The 16,771-nt window shown below is 42.2% G+C and carries 16 protein-coding genes and 2 pseudogenes; all 18 read left to right on the top strand.

Annotated elements, in window-relative coordinates:
* Positions 1-8 precede the first annotated feature (8 nt).
* Positions 9-434 (top strand): hypothetical protein, encoded by a 426-nt coding sequence (locus tag RRG12_RS36445; RefSeq protein ID WP_420760413.1) that lies wholly within the window; start codon positions 9-11, stop codon positions 432-434.
* A gap of 496 nt (positions 435-930) precedes the next feature.
* Positions 931-3,666 (top strand): annotated as a pseudogene (locus tag RRG12_RS36440) (hypothetical protein); the annotation flags it as partial.
* Positions 3,667-3,963: 297 nt separating this feature from the next.
* A complete protein-coding gene (locus tag RRG12_RS36435; protein ID WP_420760414.1) occupies positions 3,964-4,317 on the top strand; it encodes a DUF5335 family protein in 354 nt (117 codons plus the stop codon).
* A 62-nt stretch (positions 4,318-4,379) separates the two neighbouring features.
* On the top strand, positions 4,380-4,565 hold the full coding sequence (locus RRG12_RS36430) for an SDR family NAD(P)-dependent oxidoreductase (protein WP_420760415.1): 186 nt from the start codon (positions 4,380-4,382) through the stop codon (positions 4,563-4,565).
* Positions 4,562-5,731, top strand: a complete 1,170-nt coding sequence (locus RRG12_RS36425) for an FAD-dependent oxidoreductase (protein ID WP_420760416.1) — start codon at positions 4,562-4,564, stop codon at positions 5,729-5,731. The genes RRG12_RS36430 and RRG12_RS36425 overlap by 4 nt, the downstream gene beginning before the upstream one ends.
* Before the next feature lie 39 nt (positions 5,732-5,770).
* Complete coding sequence (locus RRG12_RS36420; protein WP_420760417.1) at positions 5,771-6,325, top strand: HdeD family acid-resistance protein; 555 nt, start codon at positions 5,771-5,773, stop codon at positions 6,323-6,325.
* A 79-nt stretch (positions 6,326-6,404) separates the two neighbouring features.
* On the top strand, positions 6,405-8,000 hold the full coding sequence (locus RRG12_RS36415) for a pyruvate kinase (protein ID WP_420760418.1): 1,596 nt from the start codon (positions 6,405-6,407) through the stop codon (positions 7,998-8,000).
* Positions 8,001-8,054: 54 nt separating this feature from the next.
* The gene (locus RRG12_RS36410; protein WP_420760419.1) at positions 8,055-8,369 is read left to right on the top strand and encodes a hypothetical protein; all 315 of its coding nucleotides are present in this window, start codon (positions 8,055-8,057) and stop codon (positions 8,367-8,369) included.
* A gap of 4 nt (positions 8,370-8,373) precedes the next feature.
* Positions 8,374-9,486 (top strand): ferrochelatase, encoded by a 1,113-nt coding sequence (locus tag RRG12_RS36405; protein WP_420760420.1) that lies wholly within the window; start codon positions 8,374-8,376, stop codon positions 9,484-9,486.
* Between the two features lie 281 nt (positions 9,487-9,767).
* Entirely contained in the window at positions 9,768-10,883 is a 1,116-nt protein-coding gene (locus RRG12_RS36400) for an Acg family FMN-binding oxidoreductase (protein WP_420760421.1), read from the top strand.
* A 92-nt stretch (positions 10,884-10,975) separates the two neighbouring features.
* The gene (locus RRG12_RS36395) at positions 10,976-12,487 is read left to right on the top strand and encodes a serine hydrolase (RefSeq protein ID WP_420760422.1); all 1,512 of its coding nucleotides are present in this window, start codon (positions 10,976-10,978) and stop codon (positions 12,485-12,487) included.
* An 11-nt stretch (positions 12,488-12,498) separates the two neighbouring features.
* On the top strand, positions 12,499-13,158 hold the full coding sequence (locus tag RRG12_RS36390; protein ID WP_420760423.1) for a DUF998 domain-containing protein: 660 nt from the start codon (positions 12,499-12,501) through the stop codon (positions 13,156-13,158).
* Positions 13,155-13,439, top strand: a complete 285-nt coding sequence (locus RRG12_RS36385) for a hypothetical protein (RefSeq protein WP_420760424.1) — start codon at positions 13,155-13,157, stop codon at positions 13,437-13,439. The genes RRG12_RS36390 and RRG12_RS36385 overlap by 4 nt, the downstream gene beginning before the upstream one ends.
* Entirely contained in the window at positions 13,420-13,980 is a 561-nt protein-coding gene (locus RRG12_RS36380) for a type II CAAX prenyl endopeptidase Rce1 family protein (RefSeq protein WP_420760425.1), read from the top strand. Before RRG12_RS36385 ends, RRG12_RS36380 begins: the two co-directional genes overlap by 20 nt.
* A 167-nt stretch (positions 13,981-14,147) precedes the next feature.
* Positions 14,148-15,020 carry a hypothetical protein gene (locus RRG12_RS36375; RefSeq protein ID WP_420760426.1) on the top strand — a complete coding sequence of 291 codons (873 nt, stop codon included), beginning with the start codon at positions 14,148-14,150 and terminating at the stop codon, positions 15,018-15,020.
* Between the two features lie 57 nt (positions 15,021-15,077).
* On the top strand, positions 15,078-15,656 hold the full coding sequence (locus tag RRG12_RS36370; RefSeq protein WP_420760427.1) for a PspC domain-containing protein: 579 nt from the start codon (positions 15,078-15,080) through the stop codon (positions 15,654-15,656).
* Entirely contained in the window at positions 15,653-16,300 is a 648-nt protein-coding gene (locus tag RRG12_RS36365; RefSeq protein ID WP_420760428.1) for a hypothetical protein, read from the top strand. The genes RRG12_RS36370 and RRG12_RS36365 overlap by 4 nt, the downstream gene beginning before the upstream one ends.
* Positions 16,301-16,451: 151 nt before the next feature.
* Positions 16,452-16,771, top strand: a pseudogene (locus RRG12_RS36360) (DUF2807 domain-containing protein); the annotation flags it as partial.

Below are 16,771 nucleotides of genomic sequence, written 5' to 3'. Positions count from 1 at the left end.
CAATTATCATGAGTACTGCACTTGATAACTTCACCAAAAATATTCATGACAATTTAGAAGCGGTTGAAGAACGGGTAAAATCGCTGAGAGAAAGTATTCAATCTGCGCCGAAAAAAACTCAAACTGAGATTGAATCTCAAATTGATGAAGCGAAGACAAAGCTGGATGCTAAGAAAAAAGAATTCGATGATTATCGAGCAAAGCTCAAAACTCAATTCGAGGAAAAAGAATCTGAAGTGAAGTCCCATGTTGAGGAATGGAAAACGGGTCGCAAAGTAAAGAAACTCGAACATCGGGCAGATAAAGCTGAAAACCATGCAGCTACGGCGACCTTCCTAGCGATCGCCACCATTGAAGAGGCTGAAAAAGCAACCTTGGAAGCGATCGCCGCCAGACTAGATGCCGAAGCTGCTGCGGTAACTACAAAGAAATAATCCGTAATTCGTAATTAAAGACTGTTTCAGACCCCAAACAAGACTCCGGCTGCTTTTATAAGCATTAGAGACAAACCCTTTTTAATTATGAATTATGAATTAGCTTGACATATATAAAGGAGCGAAATTCATGACATATACATATACGGTTGTTGCTAATTTCCCCTCCCATCCATAAGCAGAAAGGGTTGTATTGGAGCTGCAAAAAGAAGGCTTCGATATGCAAAAGCTCTCGATTATTGGTAAAGACAACCAAACCGAATGGCACTAAGAAAAGCCCAAAGGCTTGTGTCGTTTTGTTCCCAGCCTCCAAGGTGGGAACAAGTCAGAGCAAGGGCTATATCTTTTCTTCGTGCCATTTATTCATAACCCTTTAAAGTGACATGAAATAACGTCGAAACGTCAACATTTGGCGAATTTTTGGGCGCTCAAACAGCGCTAACTGCAACTTGAGAAATTAATTTACTCGAAAAATCGATTTACGTAGGAAAAAGTCATGGCAAATATCATTGGAATCAGCGGGAACGATACTCTATTCGGCAGTGACGAGGCAGATACGATTAAAGGTAATGACGATACATTCTCATATCAGGACAACGATCTTCTGACTGGTGGCGGTGGTAAGGATAAATTTGTCATAGGCTATGGGAGTTTTACTAACACCGATACTATTACTGATTTCGGTGGCGTGGGTAAGGGCATAACTCCCTCAGAGGCAGTCATTGCCGAAGTGGATACCATCCAATTCCAAGGCTCTAGTTTTACTGCCAAAAATCTGCTGCTTACTCAGAACGGCAGCAATCTGGAAATCGCCTTTGAAGGGGAGGCTAGTACAAAAGTCATCCTTCAAAACTTCAAATTAGAAAACCTGGATAATCTGCCAGCAATTTCTTCACGGTCTGCGATTGGTAATATCCTGTTTAATGGACAAACCAACATCACCGACAGTTTTGATGTGTTTGATGCCAACTCCACTCAAACTAACTTGTTCAACAAGAACACAGTAACATTCCTCAATGACCTCAACAACAACATTACAGGTTTCGATAACTCGAATGATGTGGTGAATGGTCAGGCAGGTAATGACAAAATCAATGGCTTGAGTGGTAACGACCTGCTGCGCGGTGGTACGGGCAATGATACTCTCATTGGTGGTGAAGGGAATGACTCCCTCAACGGTGGTGAAGGGGATGACTCACTTAAGGGTGGTACTGGTAATGACTCCCTCAATGGTGGTACTGGTAACGACCTGTTGAGGGGTGGTGCGGGCAATGATAACCTTTTTGGTGGTAGCGAAAATGACTCCCTCAATGGTGGTACTGGTGACGATAGCTTGATTATTGGTTATTCAAATCTTGATTTTTTAGAAGGTGATCAGCTGCTGTCTGGGGATGATGGTAACGATACTCTATCTGCCTCAGTCTCTTTTGATCGCGGCGGTCAGCCGGAGTATTATTCCTCTGGTAACAACACCCTTAACGGCGGCGCTGGTGACGATTACTTGATTGTTAACTTTTCAAAAGGCAATAACCTGCTGAATGGTGGTGACGGCAACGATACGTTCTCCAAGAACTACAGTGGCAATGCTACGATAGATGGAGGCAAAGGTAACGATTTATTGTCCTATGACACCAGATATTCTTTCTACCGTGTTACCGGGGGAATCACTTCGACTTTTAATCCTACTACTAACATTGGCTCAATTAAGCTAGGCACGAACTGGGTTAGCTACAAAAATATCGAACGATTAGAGATCACAGGTACATCCTACGATGACTTGATTGTGGGGGGCAATGGAGATGATACTCTCAACGGGGGCTATGGTGGCAATGATACTTTAAGTGGGGGAATAGGTGACGATTTGTTAAGCGTCAATGTCAACTATGATGCCCCGGGAATTTCTTCGACAGACGGGGGAATAGGTGACGATTTGTTAAGCGTCGATTACGGTAGTGCTACCGGAGCAATCACTTCTTCTTTCGATACTACCACTAACATTGGCTCAATTACGGCAGGCACGAGTCGGGTTAGCTACAAGAATATCGAGCGATTAGAAATCATAGGTACAAACTACGATGACTTGATTGTGGGGAACAATGGCAACGATACGCTTGTTCCGGGTCTGAGTGGAAATGATACGGTAGATGGGGGAATAGGTGACGATTTGTTGAGCTTTTCTACCTACGATAATGATGGTCAGGGAATTACTTCAACTTTCGATACTACTACTAATATTGGAACAATTACCGCAGGCACGAGACTGATTAACTACAAGGATATCGAGCGATTATATATCTCAGGTACAAGGTACGATGACAATATTGTGGGGAGCAATGGCAACGATAGGATCTCTACGTTCAATGGCGGGAATGATACGATAGATGGGGGCGCTGGTGACGATTTGTTGTCCTATGGCGTCAGTAGTTACCAGGCAATCACTTCAACTTTCGATGCTACCACTAATACTGGCTTAATTACTGTGGGCGGGGATCGAGTTAGCTACAAGAATATTGAACGATTAAATATTTCAAGTACAGAATACGATGACAATATTGTGGGGAGCAATGGCAACGATAGCATAATAGGAAACTATACTTACAGTCGCGGGTATGCACCTTCGGGTGAGGCTATTAGTGGCAATGATACGATAGATGGGGGCAAAGGTGACGATTTGTTGATCGTCCATGACAGGGATGGTAGCGAGGGAATTACTTCAACTTTCAATACTACCACTAACGAAGGATCAATTACGGCAGGGACAAATGGGGTTATCTACAAGAATATCGAGCGATTATATATCATCGGTACATTTTACGATGACTTGATTGTGGGGGGCAATGGGGATGATACTCTCAACGGTGGTGGTGGCAATGATACCCTCATAGGTGGCAACGGTAATGATAGCCTAATTGGAGAATCTGGTACTGATACCTTTACTTTCAATAGTTTAAATGAAGGCATTGATAGAGTTTATGACTTTGACACTACTAATGAACTGATTCGGGTAGATAATTTTGCTTTTGGTGGTGGGTTATCAATAGGTTCACTCTCATCTGATAAGTTTACCATCGGCACATCTGCAACTGCGATCGCTCAACGATTCATTTATGATAATTCTACAGGTGGGCTGTACTTTGACCAAGATGGCAGTGACACTGGGTTTGCTCAGGTACAATTTGCTCAACTATCAACTGGATTGTCACTAACCAACAACAATTTTGTGGTTGTTTAATTAGGGTTAGCGCTCTATCACTCTAAGCAGAGAGAATAGAAAATGGTCGGATTGCAAGGTGTGTGAAATAGCAACTTAGATCCGATTCATCAATGCAATTATAGCGATCGCCCCGGTAGAAGTGAAGCACGGGTTCGTAAACGCCGCCCGAAAGCTTACCCCTTAATGACCAAAGCCCGGCATGAATTACGTAAGCAGTTGCAAAGCGCTTAATTGATAACCGTTTCCGGTTTTCTTAGTGCCATTCGGTTCTGGATAACGCATATTTAATTTCTGAAGATATTTAAAGGAATCATCATGGTAAGTAAAATTGACATCAAAAAATCTGTGCCGCGTGAGCGATGGGGTGAATTTTTTGATCTGTTTTCAAGTGGTAATCGTGGACGGTATATTTCAATCGAAATTATCGATTCAGAACTCGATAATGCAGAACTGATTAATAACGCACCTTTGATGGCAATGGTTTATGATCGCCCCGGCAAGGGAGATGATTTGGTAATTGAAGTAGGTAGAGATGAAGTGACTTATGCTCACACAATCGATTCACCAACTGAAGTTTTAACGGGACAGAACTCAAACGGTGTGATGATAGCCGTTCGGATTAGTGACGCTGCCGGGACAAAAACGTTGATCCAGCTACAAGCTAGTTGATATGGTTGCATAATGCTGAGTTTAAAACAGCACTCAATATTTCATAACCCAGATTAATCAATATGTCTCTTATTCAAAACAAAGTGGTCATCATCACCGGAGCCAGCAGTGGTTTAGGTGAGGCGACTGCGAAGCGACTTGCTGCTAGTGGAGCCAAACTGATGCTGACCGCCCGCCGCGAAGATCGGCTCAAAGATTTGGTTGCAGCGATTCTGCAAGGCGGACGCTTCGCAATCGCTAAATCATGAGAATTGCTATCGTTGGGGGGGGAGCCAGTGGCATGGTGACAGCTTACCTGCTCGATAAACAAGGGCATCATGTCACTGTGTTTGAGCGGCAACCTACTTTAGGTGGACATATTCGGACACTGAACAAGAACGTTCAACCGAATCAAGCCGATTGTCAGGAAATTTTGGAAAACGGAGTACTCGAATTTCCGACTGTGTTTCACAACTTCATCGCCCTCATGGAAGAGTTAGGGGTGGAACTAGAACCTGTAAATATGGGTTCAGCGATGTTTTTCAAAAATGGCAGCCACTTTCTATCAAGAGTCAACCTGCAAGATTTTTATAATCAGCCTTTGTCGCAATACTTGAAACAGCCCTGTATTCATAATACTTGGCTAAAATTGCTAATTATGTATCGCTATTCAATGCCGTTGGAACTGATTGATGATTTTCCGGCAGAATTGGCAATGCCTGTCTTACGCAACGATGTCGCAGTCCATTGGCTCAGGGTTAAAGGCGGTGTGTATTCTTACATTGAAAAAATTCTGGCGCGATTCCAGGGTGAGGTTTTGCTGAATGCAGATATTGACCGGATTTTTAGAACCTCGGATGCTGTGAAAATTGTGCGATCAACAGGTGAAATTCAGGAGTTTGATAAAGTCGTGTTTGCTACGCCACCCGACCAAGTAATGGCGTTGTTAGCAGATCCAACCGATACCGAAATCAAACGGTTTTCTGCCTGGAAAGCCAATTATGCGACTACTTTACTTCATACAGATAGTTCCATATACAACCGCTATGGCATTAAACAACCCTCAGAATTTGATTTCTTTCAGGCAAAAAGCCGATGGGGTTATAACAGTTGCCTGAATCAAATTTGTAACATCTCATCGCCACCAAATTATTTTCTCTCGTTCCAACTAGAGGAGTTGATTGCTAGCGATCGCATTATTCACATTCAAAAACATCACACTCCGTTATATACCACTGAATCTTTTCAATACCGAGATGAAGTAGTTGCCACTAATGGCGAGAACAACACCTACCATGCGGGAGCCTACCTTGGTGATGGGTTGCATGAAGGAGCTATAACTTCTGCTTTTCGAGTTGCTCAACTGGTTGGGTTAAGCCAAGGCTCGATTGATATCACAAATCCTAAATCGATACCACAATTTGTACAACATTGATCCATCAAATTCTTTATATAAATTTAAAAGGAGATGAACATGAGAGTTATTGAGTCTGAAGTTGATGAGCAAGTTGTTAGTTCTGGGTGGACAACCGCGATCGCTATTCTCATGATTGTGTTGGGCATAATAGCGATCGCATTTCCTTTCTTTGCCAGCGTTGCTTCAACCTTACTGTTTGGCTGGATATTCATCTTTGCTGGAATTACTCAAATTGTTTATGCCTTTCAATCAAGAAGTGCAGGTAAAGTTATCGGGAAGCTGATTCTAGGTCTTTTGTATCTCCTATCTGGAATTTTAGTAGTTACAAATCCGTTTGAAGGAGTGCTTGCCCTGACATTGGTATTGGGTATTACCATTTTTGTGCAAGGTGTGATTCAAGTGTCAATGGCATTTCAAATGCGCCGGATTTCATCTAACTGGGGATTAATGCTTGTAAGCGGAATCATCGGCATTATTTTCGGTATTTTCATTTGGTCTAACTTTCCATTTAACGCAGCTTGGCTGATTGGCACTTTCATTGGCATCAATCTTTTGTTCGATGGAGTTTGGATGCTAACTCTGCATTCAGGACAGCGCCGCGCTTTACAGTAGAGAAGCAGATGCTAAACAAAATCATTCTGTCGATAGTTGTCTAAAGCTTTGAACCAAAAAATAATAGGAAAAAACTTTAATGCAGCTTAAAACTTCAAACCCGAATGCTAAGACAGAAAGCAATCAGCATGGTCAAGAAATTCAGCCGTTTGGCACACTTCTGAATCTATCAAGTCCACAGAATTTACTATCGACTCTGCAAGAACTTCGCCAGACTGTTGAAAGCGAAGGACAAGCCACCTTTAACCAGTGGAAATTGCACATTCAGCGGACTGAGTTTCTTTCTAGTGCCTTAAATTTAGCTGAATATCTAGCTTTACGTCGGCATGATCTCCGCTCCCTACAAGCTGCACTAATGCCTTGGGGCTTATCCTCATTAGGAAGGATTGAAGCACGGGTGATGCCCAATCTTGATGCTGTCATTGCCACCTTGGAACTCATTTGTGGCTCTGAGTCTACCCAGCACCTCAACCGTCCACCCATCGAGTTCTTTTTTGAAGGCGATCGCTTACTACAACAGCATACCGAAGAATTGTTTGGTCAGTCTCCATCTCAGCGTCGGGTCAGGATTATGGTAACACTACCCACCGAGGCCGCCACTGACTATGAGATAGTGCGAGAAATTATGCAACGCGGGGCAAATTGTGTGCGAATTAACTGCGCTCACGATACGACTGAAGCTTGGGAGAGCATGATCGATCATATCCGTCGAGGGGAACAGGAAACAGGAACGCCTTGTAAAGTCATGATGGACTTAGCTGGTGTGAAAATACGCACGGGAGCGGTACTTGCACCACTTCATAAAAAACGGGTATTTAAAGGAGATCATATCCTGCTGTCGCGGTGTGAGCCGGAACTCGGAAGTGAAGCAGGTGCATTACCTGTAGACTATTTCCAAACTTGCTGTACGGTTCCTGAAATTCTCGATTTATTAACTGTTGACACCCCTGTATATATAGACGATGGCAAGATTCGGACTCGCGTAGTTGATACCCAGTACTCAGTAGCCAATGGACAACCGGGACTTTTACTACAAGTGACTCATGCAAGCCCCAAAGGAGTTAAACTCAAACCTGAAAAGGGGTTGAATTTCCCAAATACAGTGTTACCTCTTAGTCCACTGACTGAAAAAGATTTATCCGACTTGGATTTTGTTGCCATCCACGCAGATATTATCGGCTACTCTTTTGTACAACGATCTGCCGATATTGAGTTACTCCAACAAGAATTGGACAAGCGCTCTGAGGAACGGCTAACCCGACCGGCGATCGTGGCAAAAATTGAAACCGCGATCGCAGTTTCTAATTTGCCAGAATTAATCGTTTATGCCGCAGGTAAGCAATCATTTGGTGTGATGATTGCCAGAGGCGATTTAGCAGTTGAAATTGGGTACCAGCGTTTAACAGAGATCCAAGAAGAAATTCTCTGGATTTGCGAAGCTGCTCATGTTCCTGTTATTTGGGCAACTCAAGTACTAGAGAGTTTGGTAAAAGATGGCACACCTTCGCGGGGAGAGATGACGGATGCTGCAATGGCTGAACGGGCTGAGTGTGTGATGTTAAATAAAGGGCCGTTTATTGCCGAAGCGATCGCCATTCTAGATGATGTTCTCACACGCATGGAAGCCCATCAATTGAAAAAAACGCCACAGTTGCGGGCGCTTCATTCCTGGTAATTTTTTTAACCTAAACTCATTTTTCATCAACCCGCACATCAAGGGAATTATTTTATGACAACCGCCAAAAATAACAGCCACTATTTTCAAGATATTCGCCATCTTCATCTCATACTTGCGCCAATTGTGTTGTTACCTCTATTGATAACAACCATTACAGGAACAGTTTATCAAATTGTTGATTTGGCAGGCAACAAAGATGCGTTCAAATGGTTATTACATTGGCACAAGGGAGACTTTGGAATAATTAATCTAGAAATCATTTATCCCTTCCTAACTGCTCTCAGTTTGCTCGTATTCCTTTTTACTGGAATTTCTATGTGGCTTCATTTACAACGTACTTCTAAAAAACAACCTACTCAGGCTTAAAACAATGATTATTAGTCATCAATCTCAATCGACCCAACCCGTCGAAAACCAAAATAGCGAACGCGTGGCAGTTTTGCTTGCAGGGTATGGTGAAGTGCAATCTTACCGCGCTCTGAGTGTTTACAACCAAGCTGCAACTAAGTATATTGCATCTCAGTTTGTGCCGATTCCAGAATGGCTATATCCTCTTGCTGGTTGGTTTCTTGCGCTTCAAGATTTGTACAATTTTGGGGTAAAGCACGATCATTTCATATCGCCCGAAAATGAGATTTTTGAAAAACAACGTCTTGGTATCGAGAAACAGTTACAACACCAATGGGGAAATCGGGTGCAAGTGTTCAAAGGATTTTATTTCTGTAAGCCCTTTGTGCAAGAAGTTGTAGCAGATATCATTGAGCAAGGGTTTCAGAATTTGCTGATTTATCCAATGCTTGTAGTCGATTCTGCATTCACGGGCAAAATAGCTGTCGAGCAAGTCAATGAAGTTATTGCTGCAAGTGCATCCGTAAATGAGCCTCAACATTCCCCATTCAAAGCAATTCGATATATTCCAGCCTTTGCTACTGAGCCTGCCTACATTGATTTGATGGTGCGTCGGATTAAGGAAACTCTGAATCAGCTATTTGTTGGCCGCTTTTTTGAGTCTCAGATTGGCATTGTATTAACGGTTCACGGTGGCCCAGAAAAAGCGCAAGGACTGTTAACCGGGGTGATTGATGGACAAGCTCTTTACGATCGCGTCCAAGCACAGTTACAGCATCAATATCCCCTAGTTTCCATCGGTTGGGTGAATCATGACACACCTTTCATTAATTGGTCACAACCCGATCTGAAACAAGCCGCGAAAAGCTTGATTACAGCAGGTGCCCAAACTATTCTATTTAAACCCATCGGCTGGGTGACAGATAATTATGAAACTATTCTCGATGTCGAAGATGCGATTCAATCTTTGCAGCGTCAATATCCAACGGTGACTTATACACGACTCGATTGTGTCAATGACGATCCTGATTTTCTGAAAATAGCGGCAGAATGGGCAAATCCTCACATTGAAGCAATGCTGACAGTGCCGCAACACCACGAGCATATTCAAACTAGAAGACTTGATTTTGACTGAACTTTGAAATAGGTTAAAAACCACAGTGCGGGATTTATCGAAACAGAATTCAGGAGTCAGGAGCCAGAATGGGCTAAACGCCCCGCTACCGCTAACAGAATGAATTTTGTGCGACTGGCGGATCTGAATCCCCCACTGATAGCGAGTCTTCTCCCAAGGGGAGACCCCAAAGGCGAACGAGTGTCGCGTCTTGATTCTGACTCCTGAATTCTGACTTCTGAATTCTTCTTAAATTTTTCATAATTCAAATTAGTTGCTCTTTACCCTCAATTACGAGCGTTATGAACAGGAAAAATTTTATCAGTATTGTAGGAGGAACAATAATTGCAACTGTGACAACATCTTATTTGTTGAGTGATAAAAGGAATCTTTTAAGGACGGATATAAAACCAGCAAACGATAACAAAGAAACTCTCAAACCGGATGAAAAAGAAATTCTGTTTCTCGCCTCCCTCGCGCCGAGTGGACACAATACACAGCCGTGGTTTGTTCAATATCTCGAACCTTATCACTGGATTATCTGCAACGATAAAAGTAAATGGCTACCTGCCGTTGACCCAACTCAGAGAGAAACGATTTTATCAATCGGTACTTTTATTCAAAATATTGAATATGCCGCTAGTTCTTTTGGCTACGGCTGCCATTGGAATTTGCTAGCTAAGACTAATCAGGACGAACGGGTGATGGAAGTAAAATTGAAAAAAAAAGAGTTAAAAAATGCTTTTGATATCGCAAAAATAAAAAATCGCCGCACTGTTCGTTCCGATTTTTTAAGTAATGTGCTGAAACCAGAAGATATCAAATATCTTCTCAATTCAGAATCGGAATTTATTCATTATCTACCTGTCACCAGTAAAGAAAGTCAATTTATAAACGAACAAACTATCGTTGCTAACCGCCTTCAATGCGATCGCAACCCAGCGCAGCAAGAGTTAGCCGACTGGATCAGATTCTCCACTAAGGATGCTGAGAAATATCGTGACGGGCTGACAACGGCAAGCATGGAAATAGAAGGATTTTCTGGCTGGGTGGTGCGGAACTTTTACAGCAAAGATAATGTGATGAAAAAGGATTTCAAAGAGACAGGGCTTGATAAAATTAAACAGGAAGTGTCGGAATCGGCAGGTTGGATTCTCATTACCAGTAAAGACAATTCGGTGGCGACACTGCTGGAAACTGGCAGAAGAATGCAAAGACTTTTCCTGAAAGTGCGGGAAAAGAGTATTGCGATTCATCCGATGACTCAGATATTGGAAGAAGCCTCAACGAGACAAACTCTGAATCAATCAATTGGGATTAGCGAAAATATTCAATTTATCTTGCGATCGGGTTATTTGAAGAGTTATCCGTCGCCAGTTTCACTACGCCGACCTGTTGATTGGTTTCTGCGGAAATGATTGTATGAATTTACAAAATTAGATGGAAAGGGTTTCAATAGAATTCAAAGTTAAACTCTTGATGTTTTAATAAAACTCCGTAATTTGAACTTATGAAAATAAGAATACCAGTATTTATTCTCCTATTTTTATGCACAGCTTTCAGCCTGGGTATTGCCAGTATATTTTCGCCAACCGGATTAGCTAAAAAGCGAATTTATACATCAACCCAAAGTGCAAGGATAGACGAAAGAATTCGGCGCGTCGAGAACGGGTTGCTTCTGCCATTTATTATCAAGGGTGAGCCAAGTGTGGCTATGAAGCTCGTTGACCGAATGCGATTTTATAAAAATCCCGGTGTCAGTGTTGTCGTCATTAATAACGGAAAGATTGAATGGGCAAATGGTTACGGAGTTCAAGAAACAGGCGGGAATAAATCTATAACTCCCGAAACGCTTTTTCAAGCAGCATCAATTAGTAAGCCGATAGTAGCAATGGCAATGTTACGACTCGTCCAAGAGAATAAATTGAATCTTGACGAAGATGTGAATGAAAAACTTGTTTCGTGGAAAGTTCTCGAAAACAATTTTACGAAAGAGCAAAAGGTAACTTTGCGCGGCTTGTTAAGTCACAGTGCCAGTCTGATGGTTTCGGGCTTTCGCGGTTACGCGGTGGATGAAGAAATTCCGACAATTCTGCAAATTTTAGACGGAGTAACGCCAGCTAATTCAATTCCGATAAGGGTTGATGGCACACCGAACAAAGATTTTAGATACGCCGGAGGCGGCTATGTCGTTGTGCAAAAACTGGCGGAAGATGTAACCAAAAAGCCGTTTCGCTCCTTTATGCAGGAAGAGGTTCTTAAAAAACTTAATATGACCCGCAGCACGTATCAGCAGGCGCTTCCGAAAGAACTTTGGGCTTCAGCCGCCGCCGGTCACAAATCCAATGGAGCAAAAATGAAAGGCAATTGGCATACTTATCCTGAAATGGCGGCGGCTGGACTTTGGACAACGCCTTCCGACCTTGCTCGTTTTGCAATTGAAATTCAAAAGTCCAAAAGCGGAAAGTCAAACAGAGTTTTATCTATCGAAATGGTTAATGAAATGCTCACACCGCAAATCGGAGGATGGGGACTTGGACTCGAACTGCGAGGGAAAAATAAATCCGCCCGTTTCGCTCACGGCGGCGGGAACGAAGGTTACAGATGTTTGATGGTTGCCTATACCGATAGTGGACAAGGTGCAGTTGTGATGACGAATTCTGTAAACGGCACTAATTTTACGGAAGAAATAATGCGAAGTATTGCCAAAGAATATGGTTGGTTCGATTATCTTCCGAAAGCAAAAGTTATCGTTTCGGTTGAACCCAAAATATACGACATTTACGCCGGACAATATCAAATTGCCCCAAACTTTATTCTCACTATCACAAACGAAAACGGGAAATTAATGAGTCAAGCGACTGGACAGCCGAACTTTGAGTTGTTCGCCGAATCAGAAACGGAGTTTTTTCTGAAAGCGGTTGAATTGGAAATTAAATTCGTCAAAAACACTCAAGGAAAAGTTACGGGATTAGTGTCGCGGGAACGCGAACGCGATACGCCTGCTCAAAAAATCAAGTGAAACAATCTGTCATGAATAAATTAAAACTTTCTGGTTTATTACTCTTTCTTGCTGGTTCATTTGCCTTAATGGGCATCATCACTGCCGAAGTGCTATATCCATCTGGCTACACAACTTTTCGCAGCGAAATCAGCGATCTTGGTGCAACAAAACCACCTAACAGCTTAATCTATCAACCATCCGCTAGTATTTTTAATATCACCATGCTGTTATCTGGCTTAATGGCTTTGATGGCAACATTTTATCAGCATAGATATTTCAAAAAACTGCTTTTCAGTATTCCACTTAGTCTATTTGGGTTAGGTCTAGTGGGTATTGGATTCTTTTCTGGCGATAAAGTCCCGTATCACGGAATATTCTCTTTGCTCACTTTTATATCGGGTGGAGTATCAGCTATTATGTCCTTTAAAATTGTTTCTGCTCCGTTTAAGTTTATCGGAATTGTCTTTGGAGCTATTTCATTAATAACGTGGTGTGCTGTTGTGTTTGCCCCTAATATTATTGTTCCTTTTATTGGTCTGGGTGGAACAGAAAGATGGCTTGTTTATCCTATTGTGCTATGGATAACAGGCTTGGGCGGTTATCTGATGAACATAACAACAACCAAAAAACTTGGCGGCCATTACATAGAGAAAGATTTTTCAAAAAGTGAAGGAGCGATAAAAATATGAAACAAAAGAAGCGATGCCTTCAGCGAGCTTCGCTAACGCTAAAGCAAATTGGACTTTTTCTACTTTACACTTTTGCCATCACATGGTTGTGCTGGCTAATTATCATCATTGGGAACAGATATTTTAATGCTCTTTGGTATGGTGAGCCTTTATTTTGGATACCGTACTTAATTGGTGTTTTGGGGCCAGCAATTAGTTCTTATATTATTTATCGACAGTTCAAGGAAGATTTTGGTGAAAAATCTTTTGTGAAGTTTGTCTTTGGTAAAAAAAACAGATAAAAAAGTGTGGCTGATATTTGGATTATTTTTAATTTGGCGTTTATTTATGGTTTGGATTGGCTTTGGAATCAATAAGCCTATATCAATTCTTTCTGTAATTATTAATCTACCACTCCTTATTCTTTTAGGTGGATTAGAGGAATTAGGTTGGCGTGGAATTTTGCAGCCTAAATTAGAAAAGGTAGTTAATTATTTGCCTTCTATCCTTATGGTGGGAACTATATGGAGTATATGGCATTTGCCGTTATGGTTTATAAAAGGGACAATTCAAAGTTCATTTCCATTTGGATTATATTTATTTTCAGGAATAATTTTAACTTCTAGTTTTACAACTCTGTATAAATACACAAATAACTTATTTTTCTGTGTATTAAGTCACGCCTGGTTTAATGGATGTATTGGGTTAGCTTTATATATAGGTAATAATGGAGCCATGCAGCTAAACTTGAATTGGAAAGTAATTGTTGTTTTTTCCATCGAGCTAATAGTATCTCTCATTTTAGGAATAGCATATAGTCGGAAGAAATCCCTTCTGTATTAAGCAATACTTTCAAAATACGAAAAATAACTTCATTTAACAATAATTATGGATAACACCAAACCAGAAAACACCATCAAAATTCTTTCTGCTGGTTTTTGCTCTTACTATATTTTTTTCAATGTCATGAGAGATAGTCGATGTTCTTATTGTTCACGAGGATAAAATCTATGAAATGGCAACAATTAATTCTGGTTTTTATAGCCACCATAAGCTTAATATTTGCAGGCAATGCCCTGGCGCAGACTGATATCAATATCAATAACACCAACCTGATTCGCTTTGGTGGAAGCGTAACCGTACCAGAGAATCAAGTTGTCGAAAACGCTTTGGCTTTCGGGGGGAGTGTTACCGTATTGCCTAATGCCAGAGTTTTGGATACTGCGATCGCTTTTGGCGGGGATGTCATACTGAAAAAAGGAGTGCGGGTAGATGGTGATGCTTACTCCTTTGGCGGCAAAATCGTACAGGAACCAGGTGCGATCATTGTTGGCGAACGCGCCACATTTAGCGATAGACATGGCATAATTTCTGGTTCCAATAGAAGTACAGGTAGCTTCTTCTTCACTATTTCTCTCAGTCCCATTTTTAGAATTAGTGCCGCCGTAGTAGCAGCTATTCTCGGACTGATTATTTTGCATACCAATCCACAGTTCCTACCGAATTTGGCTACAAAATTGCGTCAGCACCCCACTTCGGCTGTTCTATGGGGAATGGGGGCGATGGTCGCCATTATCTTTGTCAGTGTGTTTCTGGCGATTACGCTTATTGGTATTCCCCTGATTCCACTGCTAAGTCTGAGTGCGATCGCTACTTCTCTAGTAGGGTCATTAGCCGTGGCACTTTTTGTCGGTCAACGCCTATTTAGTAATGGCAATTGGTCATTACAGCAGCAGTTTTTGGTAGGTTTAGCGATCCTGACAGTTCTGACACTAATTCCATTTTTCGGAGGGTTAGTAATTTTCTTAGTCAATCTCTTCAGCTTGGGTGTCGTCTTGTTGTGGAAATTTGGTAAAGAAAAACCTCAAATAGCTACTGAGTGAGTAGGTTGACATGAATGTTCATCCTACATTTGACCTTATTTAAGTTTAAGAAAATCCATGATTTACTTGCCTTTGATTTCAATCCTGTTCCTTGTTGGACCAGCACTTGCAGCGATCGCCATAACACGATCGCTGACCACCCGTGGACATTTAGTTTTGTTGGGCGTGTGTATCCTCTACGGAATTTTTCCATTCCTGGTCACTTGGGGGGGGATGGGTTTAGCTGAACGCTTTGGTTGTTCAGCGGAAGCAGTTTGCTTTATTTGTCCGTCCTCATCTTGGCTTGGAGGAGTCATTTCGGGGATGTTCATGGCTCACTGGCTGGCGATTTTTGCGATTCCATCAGCTATTTTGGGTGCGATCGGACTCCTGATTTCTTTGATTCTCAAGGTCAAGCGATCGAATGCCAATACTCCCGTCATGCCAAGGACTGTATTTCATCGCAGTCGTCGTAAAGTTTTCGCAGGCGTGTGTTATGCCCTTTCTCAGCTATGGAATTTACCAATCCTGGGTGTTCGGATTGTGACCGTTATTTTAGCGATCGTCATCCCTGGATTTATTTTTCTGTACTTTTGGTGTTGGTTGGCATTCCCAATCGAGCCGCGATCTCAACAACCTGTAGGAGAACAATCATGAGTCTACGCAAAGCTCATCAAAATCCTCACCACCCAAAAACCACCTTTGCGGGACAGTTAGTTTGCCCCCATTGCCAAACGGCTTTTCCCATTACGTGGCGGCGATATTGGTCTGCGCCGTGGGGAAATTACCGATGTCCTGAATGTCGGGAAATATCCCAGGCCACAGCAAATTTCTGGTGGGTATTGCCCCTCACGATCGTCGCCATGATAACGGGTGCAATCCTTGGTGTTGTGTTCGCCGCTTACGTTTTTCATATCGGATGGACGGGGATAGTTTTCCTCTTAATCGGTGGCTTGGCCATTGGTTTACCACTTGATAGATGGATGGATGGGCATTTAAGACGGCTTGAACCAAGGGAGGCAAATTCTGCATCGGTACTTATGAAATATTTCAAAGCAATTTTCTTTTTCCTGATCACATGTTTCAAAGCAATTTTCTTTTTCCTGATCACATATGTCTTAGTTTCGGCATTTTCTGGACTGATCATCTTCGCTATTTTATCTGGCAAATTCATGATCTATGTGGGTTACAGTTCTGATTGGCGCACTTGGATAGGAAATATCTTGGGTATCTTGGCTGGCATCTATGCGGCGGAAGCAGTACTTAATCCAAAACCAAGGAAAAACAAAAATAGAGGGTAAGGAAGCTTTATCATAGGTCACTTTATTCAGTTATCCAAATTGAAAATTGTGCGGACGTTGACGTAGCCTCTCTCTTCGCGGAGCGTTCCCCAGGAAAAGAGAATCGCGCTCAGTTATTTAAATTTCAGTTTGAAGCAAGGGAGGCAAAATAATGAGATCAAAGCTATACAGTTTAGCTGCGTGCTTGGCAGCTTTGAGTATGTTTGCAGGCTGCTCTTTTAACTTCGGTGCGCTTAGAGGCTCTGGGATCGTCAAAACTGAATCCAGAGAAGTTGCTGGATTTTCATCCATCTCCTTTAAATCCGTGGGTAGGGTCAGGGTGCAGCAGACGGGAAAAGAGTCCCTGACTATTAGCGCTGAAGACAACATCCTTCCGCTTTTAGAGAGTCGCGTGAAAGATCGCATCCTGTATCTGGGCATTGTAAATGATTCCTCTTTCGATCCGACCAAGCCTATTGACTGGACGTTCGC

It is taken from the genome of Nostoc sp. CALU 546 (genome assembly GCF_048836525.1).
Note: the sequence above shows the minus strand (reverse complement) of the source record. Positions and strands in the feature narration are given on the sequence as shown.

Excerpts from the sequence above, each read along its gene's own strand:
- RRG12_RS36370 (WP_420760427.1), top strand. The coding sequence starts at position 15,078 with ATGATTTACTTGCCTTTGATTTCAATCCTGTTCCTTGTTGGACCAGCA.
- RRG12_RS36445 (WP_420760413.1), top strand. The coding sequence starts at position 9 with ATGAGTACTGCACTTGATAACTTCACCAAAAATATTCATGACAATTTA.
- RRG12_RS36420 (WP_420760417.1), top strand. The coding sequence starts at position 5,771 with ATGAGAGTTATTGAGTCTGAAGTTGATGAGCAAGTTGTTAGTTCTGGG.
- RRG12_RS36385 (WP_420760424.1), top strand. The coding sequence starts at position 13,155 with ATGAAACAAAAGAAGCGATGCCTTCAGCGAGCTTCGCTAACGCTAAAG.
- RRG12_RS36375 (WP_420760426.1), top strand. The coding sequence starts at position 14,148 with ATGAAATGGCAACAATTAATTCTGGTTTTTATAGCCACCATAAGCTTA.
- RRG12_RS36410 (WP_420760419.1), top strand. The coding sequence starts at position 8,055 with ATGACAACCGCCAAAAATAACAGCCACTATTTTCAAGATATTCGCCAT.
- RRG12_RS36395 (WP_420760422.1), top strand. The coding sequence starts at position 10,976 with ATGAAAATAAGAATACCAGTATTTATTCTCCTATTTTTATGCACAGCT.
- RRG12_RS36405 (WP_420760420.1), top strand. The coding sequence starts at position 8,374 with ATGATTATTAGTCATCAATCTCAATCGACCCAACCCGTCGAAAACCAA.
- RRG12_RS36425 (WP_420760416.1), top strand. The coding sequence starts at position 4,562 with ATGAGAATTGCTATCGTTGGGGGGGGAGCCAGTGGCATGGTGACAGCT.
- RRG12_RS36400 (WP_420760421.1), top strand. The coding sequence starts at position 9,768 with ATGAACAGGAAAAATTTTATCAGTATTGTAGGAGGAACAATAATTGCA.
- RRG12_RS36435 (WP_420760414.1), top strand. The coding sequence starts at position 3,964 with ATGGTAAGTAAAATTGACATCAAAAAATCTGTGCCGCGTGAGCGATGG.
- RRG12_RS36415 (WP_420760418.1), top strand. The coding sequence starts at position 6,405 with ATGCAGCTTAAAACTTCAAACCCGAATGCTAAGACAGAAAGCAATCAG.
- RRG12_RS36390 (WP_420760423.1), top strand. The coding sequence starts at position 12,499 with ATGAATAAATTAAAACTTTCTGGTTTATTACTCTTTCTTGCTGGTTCA.
- RRG12_RS36430 (WP_420760415.1), top strand. The coding sequence starts at position 4,380 with ATGTCTCTTATTCAAAACAAAGTGGTCATCATCACCGGAGCCAGCAGT.
- RRG12_RS36365 (WP_420760428.1), top strand. The coding sequence starts at position 15,653 with ATGAGTCTACGCAAAGCTCATCAAAATCCTCACCACCCAAAAACCACC.